This window comes from Murinocardiopsis flavida (assembly GCF_003014485.1).
Lineage (GTDB): Bacteria > Actinomycetota > Actinomycetes > Streptosporangiales > Streptosporangiaceae > Murinocardiopsis > Murinocardiopsis flavida.
In genome coordinates this window covers 192,939-205,193 of the sequence record NZ_PYGA01000007.1, presented here as the reverse complement: position 1 = coordinate 205,193, position 12,255 = coordinate 192,939, and the positions used below count along the sequence as shown (strand labels likewise).

At 74.9% G+C, this 12,255-nt stretch carries 9 protein-coding genes; 4 read left to right on the top strand and 5 right to left on the bottom strand.

All coding sequences use genetic code 11. The features are described from left to right. The first annotated feature begins 19 nt into the window (after positions 1-19). Positions 20-844, top strand: a complete 825-nt coding sequence (locus tag CLV63_RS12380; protein WP_106583117.1) for an IclR family transcriptional regulator — start codon at positions 20-22, stop codon at positions 842-844. 75 nt (positions 845-919) lie between these two features. Here the strand turns inward: CLV63_RS12380 and CLV63_RS12375 are convergent, their stop codons facing one another. Both CLV63_RS12375 and CLV63_RS12370 read right to left on the bottom strand, forming a co-directional pair. Next, positions 920-4,216: an error-prone DNA polymerase gene (locus CLV63_RS12375; protein WP_106583116.1), complete on the bottom strand. Its 3,297-nt coding sequence runs from the start codon at positions 4,214-4,216 to the stop codon at positions 920-922. 194 nt (positions 4,217-4,410) lie between these two features. Next, complete coding sequence (locus CLV63_RS12370; protein ID WP_106583115.1) at positions 4,411-4,788, bottom strand: VOC family protein; 378 nt, start codon at positions 4,786-4,788, stop codon at positions 4,411-4,413. Between the two features lie 289 nt (positions 4,789-5,077). Between CLV63_RS12370 and CLV63_RS12365 the strand changes: the two genes are divergently transcribed. Together CLV63_RS12365 and CLV63_RS12360 are read left to right on the top strand one after the other, a co-directional pair. Continuing rightward, on the top strand, positions 5,078-5,989 hold the full coding sequence (locus tag CLV63_RS12365; protein WP_106583114.1) for a sugar phosphate isomerase/epimerase family protein: 912 nt from the start codon (positions 5,078-5,080) through the stop codon (positions 5,987-5,989). Positions 5,990-6,110: 121 nt separating this feature from the next. Continuing rightward, on the top strand, positions 6,111-7,232 hold the full coding sequence (locus CLV63_RS12360; protein ID WP_106583113.1) for a Gfo/Idh/MocA family protein: 1,122 nt from the start codon (positions 6,111-6,113) through the stop codon (positions 7,230-7,232). A 140-nt stretch (positions 7,233-7,372) separates the two neighbouring features. Here the strand turns inward: CLV63_RS12360 and CLV63_RS12355 are convergent, their stop codons facing one another. Beyond that, a complete protein-coding gene (locus CLV63_RS12355; RefSeq protein WP_106583112.1) occupies positions 7,373-8,644 on the bottom strand; it encodes a glutaminase in 1,272 nt (423 codons plus the stop codon). 211 nt (positions 8,645-8,855) lie between these two features. Here CLV63_RS12355 and CLV63_RS12350 point away from each other — a divergent pair, with 211 nt between their 5' ends. Further along, positions 8,856-9,419, top strand: a complete 564-nt coding sequence (locus CLV63_RS12350; protein ID WP_106583111.1) for a pyridoxamine 5'-phosphate oxidase family protein — start codon at positions 8,856-8,858, stop codon at positions 9,417-9,419. Here CLV63_RS12350 and CLV63_RS34535 read toward each other — a convergent pair. Next, on the bottom strand, positions 9,410-11,170 hold the full coding sequence (locus CLV63_RS34535) for a Y-family DNA polymerase (RefSeq protein WP_245928757.1): 1,761 nt from the start codon (positions 11,168-11,170) through the stop codon (positions 9,410-9,412). The genes CLV63_RS12350 and CLV63_RS34535 overlap by 10 nt on opposite strands. Before the next feature lie 296 nt (positions 11,171-11,466). Continuing rightward, positions 11,467-12,165, bottom strand: a complete 699-nt coding sequence (locus CLV63_RS12340) for a hypothetical protein (protein ID WP_211301279.1) — start codon at positions 12,163-12,165, stop codon at positions 11,467-11,469. Between the last annotated feature and the right edge of the window lie 90 nt (positions 12,166-12,255).

The following is a 12,255-nucleotide window of genomic DNA, read 5'->3' as shown; positions in this document are numbered from 1 at the left end:
CGCACCTGAAGGACATGCGATGACCCGAGCGGTGCAGCGGCCGGCCGAGGCGACCCCCGGTCCGGCCCCGCTCCCCGAGACCAAACTGGTGAAGTCCGCGCAGCGGACCATCGTCATCATGGAGACCCTCGGCGCCGCCCAGGGGCCGATGACGGTCATCGAACTGCACCGCCGCACCGGCTACCCGCGGTCGAGCCTGCACCAGCTGCTGCACACCCTGCTGGCCATGCGCTGGATCCAGCAGAGCTCCGACGGTTCGGCGGTCAGCGTGGGCCCGCACGCCCTGCTGTGCGGCACCTCCTACCTCGACCACGACCCCGCGCTGCCGTACGCGGTGCGCACCCTGGAACTGGTCCGCGAGCAGGTCGGCTACACCACCCACTACGCGCGGCTCGACGGCCCCAACGTCATCTACCTGGGCACCCGCGAGGCCACCGAGCCGCGCCGGGCGACCTCCCGTGTGGGCCGCCAGCTGCCCGCGCACGCCACCGCGCTCGGCAAGTCGCTGCTCGCCGAGCTGACCCCCGCCGAGGTCGACGCGGTCCTCGCGCCGCTGGGGGAGCTGCCGGCGCTCACCCCCGGAACCATCACCGACCGCGCCGGGCTCGCCGAGGAGCTGCACGGCACGCGGGAGCGGGGCTACGCGGTGGAGCGCGAGCAGAACACCCCCGGCCTGGGCTGTGTGAGCGTCGCCGTGCCGTACCGGATCCCCGCCACCGACGCGATCAGCTGCTCCGTGCCCATCGGCGCCGCGACAGACGCCGAGCTGCGGCGGGTGGCCGAGCTCGTGCGGGACCACGTCCACCGCCTCGCCGCACGCCTGCGCGCCGAGGGCATCCGCTGACCCCTGCCCCGCCCGGGCGGACGGCCGTGCGGGCGGGGCAGGGGGCAGCGCGAGCGGCCGCCGGGGGCACGGGGGTCAGTGGAAGTCGCGGCTCTGCGCCACGGTGGGGGCCGGGAGCGCCTCCAGGCGCGCGGCGACGAGGTTGATCGCCCCGTTGCGGCGTTCGAGTCGCCCGCCGACCAGCAGCGCCGCCGAGCGGGCCCCGGCGCCCTTGCACCGCCGCCAGACCTCGGGCGGGCAGACGACGTTGACCATGCCGGTTTCGTCCTCAAGGCTGATGAAGACCACCCCGCCCGCGGTCTCGGGCCGCTGCCGGTGCGTGACCTGCCCCGCCGCCTCGACGCCGGTGCCGTCGGGCACCGAGGCGAGCGCGCGGGCCGCCAGGACCCTGCGACGCTCCAGGGCGGGGCGCAGGTGCGCGATGGGGTGGACGGCGGAGGTGCCGGTCGACCAGAGGTCGGCCAGGGTCTCCTCGACGGGGGTCATGGGCTCAAGGCCGGGGGGCTCGGTGCCGGGCAGCATGTCGGGGAGCTGGCCGTTGCGGGCGCGCGCGACCGCGCCGGCGGCCCACAGCGCCTCGCGGCGGCTCAGCCCGAAGCAGCGGAACGCGTCGGCGGTCGCCAGCGCCTCCAGCGCCTTTTCGGACAGCCGGGTGCGGCGGGCGAAATCGGCGAGGCCGGTGTAGGGGCGCCCGGCGGCGACCGCCTCGGCGGCCGGGCCGCCGAGGTCGCGCACACTGTCGAGGCCCAGGCGGACGGCCGGCTGCGGGGCCTGCGGCGCGTGCGGGTGCCGGGTGCGCACCACCCGGCCCGGACCTTCGACGGTGGCCTGGTCGGCGCTGGCGTTCACGTCGGCCCTGAGCACCTCGATGCCGTGCCGCCGGGCGTCGGCGATGAGGGTCTGCGGGTGGTAGAAGCCCATGGGCTGGTTGCGCAGCAGCGCGGCGGTGAACGCCGCGGGGTAGTGCCGTTTGATCCAGGCGCTGGCGTAGGCCAGGTGCGCGAAGCTGATGGCGTGCGACTCGGGGAAGCCGTAGTTGGAGAACGCGAGGATCTTGGTGTAGACGTCCTCGGCGACCTCGGGCGTGATGCCGTTCGCCGCCATGCCGCGCAGCAGCCGCTCGCGCAGCTCGTGGACCTTCTCCGGGGCGCGCTTGGAGCCCATGGCCTGGCGCAGCAGGTCGGCCTCCGTGGGGGTGAACCCGGCGCAGTCGATGGCGAGCTGCATCATCTGCTCCTGGAACAGCGGCACGCCCAGGGTGCGCCCCAGCGCGGGCTCCATGAGGGGGTGCGGGCACTCGGCGGGTTCGAGCTTGTCGCGGCGGCGCAGGTAGGGGTGGACCGATCCGCCCTGGATGGGGCCGGGGCGGATCAGCGCCACCGCCACCACCAGGTCGTAGAAGCGCTCCGGGCGCAGCCGGGGCAGGGTCGACATCTGCGCCCGGCTCTCGACCTGGAACACCCCGACGGTGTCGGCGCCGCACAGCATGGCGTAGGTGGCGGGGTCCTCGGTGGGGATGTCGCCCAGCGTGTAGCGGACCCCGTGGTGATCGGCGATGAGGTCGAAGGCGTCGTGCAGGCACGCCAGCATCCCCAGTCCGAGCAGGTCGAACTTGACCAGCCCTGCGGCGGCGCAGTCGTCCTTGTCCCATTGCAGCACGCTGCGCCCCGGCATGCTCGCCCACTCCACGGGGCACACCTCGCCCACCGGGCGGTCGCAGATGACCATGCCCCCGGAGTGGATGCCCAGGTGGCGGGGGAGCCGCAGCATCCGCTGCGCGAGCGAGGCCACCGGGCGGGGCACCCCGCGGGACTCCGGGTCGTCGGGGTCCCAGTCGCGGGAGTCGACAAGGCGCGACCAGGAGTCCTGCTGCCCGGGGGAGTGGCCGAGGGCGCGGGCGGCGTCGCGCACCGCCATGCGGGGGCGGTAGGTGATGACGTTGGCGACCTGGGCGGCGCGCTCGCGGCCGTAGCGGTCGTAGACGTACTGGATGACCTCCTCGCGGCGGCGGTGCTCGATGTCGAGGTCGATGTCGGGCGGGCCGTCGCGCTCGGCGGAGAGGAACCGCTCGAACAGCAGCTCGTGGCGGACCGGGTCGACGTTGGTGATGCCGATCGCGTAGCACACGGCGGAGTTGGCGGCCGAGCCGCGCCCCTGGCACAGGATGCCGTTGCGCTCGCAGAACTGCACGATGTCGTGCACGATCAGGAAGTAGCCGGGGAAGCCGAGGGAGGCGATGAGGTCGAGTTCGCGCTCGATCTGGGCGTAGCAGTCGGCGGTGCCCGGCGACCCGCGCGGGCCGTAGCGGCGCTCGGCCCCCTGCGCGGCCAGCTCGCGCAGCAGGCTCGCCTCGGTGTGCCCCTCGGGGACGGGGGAGTCGGGCAGGCGCGGGGCGATCACCGTGAGGTCGAACGCGCAGGCCCGGCCCAGCGCCGCGGTGGCGGCCACGGCACCGGGGAAGCGGGCGGTACGGGCCGCCATCTCGGCGCCGGAGCGCAGGTGCGCGCCACCAGCGGCGCTCAACCACGACTCCATGTCGTCCAGGCCGCGCCGCGCCCGGACCGCAGCCAGCGCCTGGGCGAGCGGGGCGTCGCGCGGGGCGGCGTAATGCGCGTTGCAGGAGGCGACCAGGCCCGCTCCGGCGCGGGCGGCGAGGTCGGCGAGGGCGTCGTTGCGGGCGTCGTCGAGCGGGTGGCCGTGGTCGGTGAGCTCGACGTGGACGTTGTCGGCGCCGAACCGGTCGCGCAGGTCGTGCAGCCGCGCCAGCGCGGCATCGGGTCCGTCGGCGGCGAGGGCCGCGGGCACGCCGCCCTTGCGGCAGCCGGTGAGCACGGCCCAGTGCCCGCCGTGCGCCCGGGAGAGGGAGTCGAGGTCGTAGACGGGGCGGCCCTTGGCCCCTCCGGCGAGCTGCGCCTCGCTGATGGCGGCGCACAGCCGCCGGTAGCCCTCGGGGTCGCGGGCGAGGACCAGCAGGTGGCTGCCCGCGGGGTCGGGGCGGCCGTTCTGCGGGGCGGGCAGGTCGAGGCTCAGTTCGGCGCCGAACACGGTGGCGACCCCGGCCTCCTTCGCGGCGGCGGCGAACTGCACCGCGCCGTACATGCCGTCGTGGTCGGTGAGCCCCAAGGTGCCGATGCCCAGCCGGGCCGCCTCGGCGACCAGCTCCGCGGGGGTGCACACGCCGTCGAGGAAGCTGAAGGAGGAATGGACGTGGAGTTCGGCCCATTCCGGCCCGCCGGAAGGCGGGCGCACCGCCGGGGCCGGGCGCGCGGGGGCCTCCGGCCGCGGAGGGGCGTCCCCCGCCACCGGAGTACCACCCCAGGACAGCCGCTGCTCCAACTCCTTCCAGGGGACCGGCGGATTGTCGAACCCCATTGGCAGCCTCCTCGGAGATTGATTCGAACTCGTGTTCGCATTCTATCTCTTTCTGCTGCTCATGGAGTCGGGGGCGCGGTCGCAGGGCCAGGACCGCGCGGGTGGTGGCGGCACGGTAGGGCCAGGCGCAGGTCCCCGCAGCCCTTGCGGGCGCCCGCAGGGTGCGGGGCGGTCCCCCGCGCCCCGCCGCGCGATCACTCCTGGATCACCGACAGGACATTGCCCGCGGGGTCCTTGAACCACGCGATCAGCGGCCCGCCGCCGCGGTGGATGCCCTTCTCGTCCATGCCGGCGCCGTCGTAGTGCTCGAAGCGCACGCCCCGGGCGCTCAGTTCGTCGACGGCCGCGTCGATGTCCGGCACCGGGAAGTTGAGAATGGTGAAGGTCGCCGGCACGTGGTCGGGTTTGGCGTAGACGAACACGTCGCGGCCGCCGGCGAGGCGCAGGGTGAGCATGCCGTGCTCCGCGGAGTCGGTCGCCACCTCCAGGCCGAGTGTGTCGCCGTAGAACCCGACGGCGCCAGTCGCGTCGTCCACCGAGAAGCCGCTGAAGGCCTTGCTGTTCGCGAGCATGGTCGTCCCTCCGTCGTAGTCGCCGCCGCGGCGGGATGCGCGGCGTGTACCGGGTCTGACCGCGCTCGGGCACCGAACTCATCGCCGGGCGCCGCCGCCGCGGACGGGCCTCCATGGCGTGGTCGGCCATTCACCCGTTCCACTGAGAGGCCCGGTGGGTGAAGTGCGGCCGACGGCGCCGCGTCCGGCAGCGGAGCTCTCCCAACGGCGGGGCCGCCCGCACCGGCCGCAGGGGGAGGGCGGCAGACTGGGCGCCGGCCCGACCGGTGCTCGCCAGAGGAGGACGCACATGCCCCAGGACCCGATTCGGATCGGCAACGCTCCCGTCAGCTACGGCATGTGGTCGCGCGAGGCCGCGAAATCCGGCGGCGCGCCCGATGTCCTGCTGCGCACCATGGCCGACGCCGGCTACGCGGGCAGCGAGTTGGGGCCCGTGGGCCTGTTCGGGGACGCGGCGCGCACCGCGGAGCTGTTCGCGTCCTGCGGGATGTCGATGATCGGCGCCTACGTGCCCATCCGCTACCCGGCCGATGACGCGGCGATCGAGGAGGACTTCGCCGTCCTGGAGCAGACCTGCGCGGTGCTCGACGCCTGCGGCGGGGGCCTGGTCATCCTCGCCGACGAGACCGAACCGCTCCTCGACCGCAACCCCGCACACGACCCCGCCGACACCGCCCTCGCCTTCGACGCGGCGCAGTGGGACCGGTGCGCGCGGCTGACCAAGGAGGCCATGGCGGTCGCCGAGGGGCACGGGCTGCCCGTGTCGTTCCACCCGCACATGTGCACCCACATCGAGTCGGCGGCGGAGATCGAGCGGCTGTGCGACCTGACCGACGTCCCGCTCACCCTCGACATCGGCCACGCGCGCCTCGCCGGTGACGACCCCGTGGCGCTGCTCCGCACCTTCGCCGACCGGATCAACCACGTGCACATCAAGGACGTGCGCATGGACGTGCTGCGGGCGACACTGGACGCGCCGGGGACGGCGTTCCCCATGGCGGAGGCATCGGTGCCGCTCGGAGCAGGCGACGTGGACCTCGCCGCCTTCACCGCCGAACTCGGCCGCGTCGGCTACGACGGCTGGCTCGTGGTCGAGCAGGACCGCGACCCCGACCCCGACGCCGACTACGGGGCGATCGCCCTCGAACAGGGCGAGAACCTGCGCGTCCTGCGGGAGCTGTTGGCCGCGTCCGGGCACTGAAACGCCCGCATGACGCGGGTGCGGGACGCGGGGGCGCCCCGCGTAGCCGCTCGGCGGACAGGACGACCGGGCGGGGCGGCGGACCGAGTGGGCCGCCGTGCGAGGAGAGGAGCAGCGAACTATGGGGGACACACGGGTACGGGTCGGCGTCATCGGCCTCGGCCTGATCGCCCAGGCGGTGCACCTGCACACGCTGCGGGTGTTGCGCGACCGGTTCGAGCTGGTGCACGTCTGCGACCTGTCGCCGGGGCTCGCCGGGCAGGTCGCCGCGGAGTGGGGCGAGCATGTGCGGCACTCGACCGACGCCGAGGCCGTTTTCGCCGACGACCGGGTCGACGCGGTGCTGCTGCTGACCCCCGACGCGCACACCGACCTCGCCCACCGGGCGCTGGCACGCGGCAAGCACGTCTTCGCTGAGAAGCCGTTCAGCTTCTCGGCGGAAGGGGCGGAGCAGGCCCAGCGCGACGCCGACGCGCGTTCGCTGGTGCTCCAGGTCGGCTACATGAAGATGTACGACCCCATCGTGCGGCGCGCCCGCGAGGAGATCGCCGCCATCGGGACGCCGCGCCTGGTGCGGGTCACCGTCCTGCACCCCGCCGACGACCCGCAGTTCGGGCACGTGCGGCTGCTGCGCCACAACGACGTCGACCCCGCTGCTCTGGACGCCGCTCGGGCCGCCGGCCTGGCCGACCTCGACGCCGGGATCGGCGACGTCGCGGAACCCTGGCGTTCGCTGTACAGCGATGTCCTGCACGGTTCGGTCGTCCATGAGCTGTCGGTGCTGCGGGCGCTCTTCGACGAGGCGCGGCCGCACTTCGACCACGCCCAGGTCGGGGCCGGCACGGTCACCCCCGGCGCGCCGTTGTCCGAGCCGCCCCAGTTGCAGGCCCTCGGCCGCCTCGGCACCGCCCAGCTCGCCCTGTCGTGGAACTGGCTGCCCGATCACCCCGACTACGGCGAGGAGATCGCGGTCTTCGGCTCGGCGGGCAGCGTGCGGCTGGACTACCCGGGCCCCTACCTCCTCGACCACCGCGCGACGCTCACCGTGGAGCGCGCGGACGGTGCCGAGCGGATGTCGGCGGCCCTGCGCTCCGACCACCGCACCGGGTTCGTGCACGAGCTCATCGAGCTGCACGCCGCGATCACCGAGGGCGCCCCCGTACGCTCCACCGCCGCCGGGGCCGCCCGCGACAGCACGGCCCTGCGCGACCTGGCCGACGCCCTCGTCCGCTCCGGCGGCTGACCGGGGGCGGGGCCGGCGCGCCTCCACCCCGCTCCGGTCCCGGCGTCCCCACTCCGGCCTCGCCGTCCCCGCCCCGGCCCCGCGTCGGGGCGGTGGTCCCGCGTCCCCGCCTCGGTCCCGCGGCGGCCGGTGCCCGGACGCTACCGCTGGCTCTGCTCCAGGCGTTCGCGCGTCCAGCGCTCGATCGAGCGGCCCCGGCTGTCCTGGAAGTCGGGGACGGTGCTCTCGGGATCGACCAGGATGATGCGGTGGCCCTCGTCGCAGAGCTTGGTCGCCGTCTCCGCCGAGGTCCGGCGGGCCACCGGCAGGACCTCGGCGACCCGGCTCATGTCGAAGACCACGAGCTCGGTCTTCGGCGGGTTCGTGATGAGTTCGTGGACCAGCGACTCGATGCTGCTGAGCACCATGTCCCCCTGGAGGACGTAGATCGTCGCCTCCTGCCCGTCCACCGACGCCGTGCGGGTCTCCCGCAGCGACGACCGCGACGGCCGGTTGGCCTCCATGAGGTGCAGGCCGAGGTCGTCGGAGAGGCGCTGCATCATCGCGACGCCCCGTGCGCTGTTGCCGTGCGGGTCGAGGCGGGGGGAGAAGACCGCGACGCCGACCTGCCCGGGGAGCACGCCGATGATGCCCCCGGCCACACCGCTCTTCGCGGGGATGCCGACAGCGGTCAGCCAGTCCCCGGCGGCGTCGTACATGCCGCACGAGGCCATGACGCTGAGCAGGTGCCGGGTGCCCGCCCTGCTGAACAGCCGATCTCCGGTGTTGGGCTGCACGCCTCCGTTGGCGAGCGTGGCGGCCATGAGGGCGAGGTCGCGGACGTCCACCGACGCCGCGCACTGGCGGATGTAACCCTCGACGGCGCTCCGGGGCTCTCTGGTCAGGCGGCCCGAGGAGTGCAGCAGGTAGGCGAGGCCGAGGTTGCGGTCGCCCGTCGCCAGCTCGGAGGCGGCGACCGCCTCGTCGATCTCGACCGGGCGGTCCGCGAGCTGGGAGAACAGCGCGAGCAGCCGGTCGACGGCCGACTGCCGGTCGTCGTCGATGAGTGAGTGGGCCGCGATCGCCCCCGCGTTGATCATCGGATTGCGCGGTTGCCCGGTCTCGGGGTCCAGGGACAGCTCGTTGAACGCCTCCCCGCTCGGCTCGACGCCGATGTGGTGGAGCACCGACTCCAGGCCGCGGTCCTCGATCGCCAATGCGTAGGCGAAGGGCTTGGACATCGACTGGATGCTGAAGCGGTGACCGGTGTCGCCGCTCGCGTACACCGTCCCGTTGACCGTGCACAGCGCGACGGCCACCCGGTCGGGGTCGGCGGCGGCCAGTTCCGGTATGTAGTCGGCCGACTCCCCGGAGACCACGTGCTCCGTCTCGGCGATGATCGTGTCGAGGTAATCGAGGATCGGTGACCGCATGAAGGTTCCCCCCTGAGGTGATGCCGGTGTCATCCGGTTGCCGAGGCTTCCACACCCCGCACCCCGGAGCGGCCACCGCCGCCCGGTGAGTCCCGGCGGGTGGCGTCGCGGCCCCAAGCGCGCACGGCCAAGCCCCCGGACGATCGTCATCCGGGGGCTCAGGCCGGGGTGCGTAATCTTGGCGGGAAATGGAGAAAGAAGGGGAGTTCCCATGGCGCCGAAGCAGCCCAAGACCGAGCTTGACGCCCGCTACAGCGCCGCACTCAACCCGCGTCCAGGCGCGGAGGACGTCACCGCCGTCGATTGGGCCGAGGCCCAGGGCCTGTTGCGGGCGGCCGAGGTCTTCTGGATCACCACGGTCCGGCCGGACGGCCGGCTGCACGTCACGCCGCTGGTCGCCGCCTGGCACGACGGGGCCCTGCACTTCAGCACCGGGTCGGGCGAGCAGAAGGCGAAGAACCTGGCCGCCAATGCCCAATGCGCGCTGACCACAGGGCACAACGCACTCTCCGGCGGCATCGACATGGTGGTCGAGGGCACGGCAGAGCGGGTAACGGATCCGGCGCGTCAGGAAGAGGTCATCGCCGCGTTCGAGGAGCAGTACGGGGACCACATCACCTCGCCTGAGGGGGTCTTCCACGGCTTCGGCGACAATATCCGCAAAGGCAACGACATGCTGTTCGCGGTGGCACCCGGCACCGCGTACGGATTCGGGCACGATGGCCAGGTGTTCAGCCACACCCGCTACACCTTCTCGCGGGCCCGTCAGTCGTAGACCGCCTCGACCTGCCATTGGCGGTCTTCGATGACGAGGAGGTAGGCGCGCGGGCCGGAGGTGACCTGGAGGCGGGCGCGGCGGTGCCGGGACGCGGGGTCCCACCAGCGTTCGACGCAGGGCCAGGGACCGGCCCAGGAGTCGATGTCCACCGGGTCGGCCCCCGCGATGCCGAGGCGGGCGGGGGGAGCGGAGACGGCGGCGCGCCCGTCGACCGCGACCGGGGCCCCGTCGGCGTCGAGGACGGCGGCCGGTAGAGGGTGGGGCGGAACCACGCTGGGGGCGGGGTCGGGGACCCCGCCCGGCCAGGGGCCCTGCTCAGCGGGGGTAGGCGGTGGCAGGTCGCCCATCGGTACCCGGACGATGCCGTCGGCGGGGCCGCGGCCGCCGCCGAGGACCGCCCGGACGAGGGCGTGGTGGCCGAGCATGCCCTGCACTCGCGCTGCGGCGCGCTCGACCCGGCTCGACGCGTCGGCCCGGCCCCACAGCGCGGACTGCCGCCCGTTGTCGGGGACCAGGTGGTCGGGGATCAGGCGCAGGGCGACGACCCCGCCCGCGCCGTCGCTGGGGTCCTCGCCCGCGCTTTCACCGGAGCCCTCGCGTGCCATCTCACCAGGGCCGTCCCAGGTGCTGGCCCCTGCTTTCCCAGCAAGGCCGTCCCCGGGGCCACCCCTTGCCCCCTCGCCGGCGCCGTCCTCGGTCCGCGTGCCGCCGCTCCTGGTCCGCGTTCCGCTGTCACCGGTCCGCGTTCCACCGCTCCCGGTCCCCGGTCCGCCGTCCCCTGCCCGCGTCCGGCCGGCTCCCTCTGGTGCGCCGGTGAGCTGCCACAGCACCCGTTCGGCCACGGCCAGCTCCGACAGGGCTCCGTCGTGCCGCCACAGTCGGCGCAGCACCCGGCCGTCGGACCAGGTGACCTCGGCCGCGAAGCGGACGCAGACCAGCCCTTTCGCCGCCATCCCCGCGTGCAACTGCCCCGCCAGCGCCTTGGCCTGGAAGACCACGGTCTCGGCGCGTTCGGCGGGCGGTTCGAAGGACGCGCCGACGGTGAGGTCGGTGGCCGGGGGAGCCGGTGCGGGCGGCCGGGCGTCCAGGCCGCCCGCCAAGCGGTGTGCCGCCGTCCCCTCGGCGCCGAAGCGCTGGGCTACGCGTCCGGGGGGCAGCGCGGCGAACGCGCCCAGGGTGTGCACCCCCAACCGGCCGAGCAGGTCGGCGAGTTCGGGCCGTTCCAGGATCCGTACCGGGAAGGGCGCCAGGAAGTCGGGGGTGCGGCCGGGGTGCACCACGACGCCCTCGCCCCGGGTCCGCGCCGCCAGGACCGCCGCGAAGACCCCGTCGGCGACACCGGCGCCGCAGGCGTGCCCCAGGGCCGTCACCGCGTCGCGGACCGCATCGCGCAGGGGTTTCTCCCCGCCGTGGTAGCGGGCGGGACCCCGGACCGAGAACGCGCACAGGCCCGGGCGCAGCACCTCCACCCACGGGGTGATGGCGGTGACCGCCTCGACGACCGGCTCGAACAGTCGGCCCTCGGTCTCGATGTCGCGCAGGTGTACCACCAGGTCGGGGCAGAGGCGCTGGGCGTCGCGCAGGCGCTGGCCGCGGCGCACCCCGGTGCTGCGCGCCGCACGCGAGCACGCCGCGACCCGCCCCTTCGACAGCACGGCCCCGGGGGTGTCCGGGTCGATGCCCGCAGCGGTGACCGGCCAGTCGGGGCACCACACGGCCATGGTGCGCACCGGCCCGTCCGCGGTCACGCCGCTGTCCGGCATTGTGCGGTTCGGCAGTGCACGTCCCGGCAGTGCGCGTCCGGGGCGGCCGCCGCGGGGCGGTCGCTGCTGTCCGGTGGTTCCTCGGGGCGCATGGCGTGGGGCGTTCTCGGGATCGGGGCCCGCTCGGCCGGGTGCCTGCGGGACGGGGGTGCTCGGGTCCGGGGTGTTCGGTGCGGGGCGGCCAGTGCCCTTGCCGGCGCCCTTGTCAGGGCCAGAGCCATGGCCAGGGCCGCGGGCGGCAGGGGGCAGTGGGCGGGGGCCGCATGGGGGGTCCGGGGCGGTCACGCCACTTCCGTGGTCGTCGTCCCCGCGGTGCGCGGGGCCGCGCGCACCGGCCGGACGCCGCCGTCCTGCGGCGCCTCCGCTGTCCGGTCGGGGCCGACCGCGCCGTCGGGGCCGGGCAGCCACAGGGCGGCCCGGCGACCGCCGCCCGCTCCGCGGCCCAGCGCCGCCACCGTGGCCCGCCGGCCGCGCAGGTGCCCGTGCCCCTGGGCGAGGCCGGTCCACACCGACGCGGTGACCTCCAGCCGCAGCCAGGTCCCCTCCCACGCCGTACCGGCGACGACGAGGACGCAGCCGTGCCGCCGCGCCACCGAGGTCAGCCGCCGCGCGAGCGCGGGGGCGACCGGTGCGGGGGCACGGGTCAGGACCAGGCCGACCCCTTCGGCGAGCGCGGCGACGGTCTCGGCCCAGCGGCGGCCGGGGTCGTCCACCAGCAGCAGGCGCTGCGGGTCGGCCCCCATGCCGACGGCGGAGCGCACGCCGAACTCCGGTACCCCCACCACCGCGCACCAGGCGCCGCCCTCGGACGCCCCTGCCACCAGCGCGGCCGCCAGTGACGCCGAACCGCCGCCGGCCACCGACACCAGCGAGCCGGCCGGCAGTTCCGGGACGAGGGTGCGCAGGGCGGGCAGGACGGCGGCCGCCGGGCGTCCCCGCACCGGGACGTCGGACTCCGCCGCCGCCACCGCACTCCGCAAGTGCCGTACGCGCGGCTGCCCCTGTGCTTCGGTGACCGACACGTCCCCCCTCGACCGCGGCCGCACAGCGGCGGCACCGTCCACCGGGGG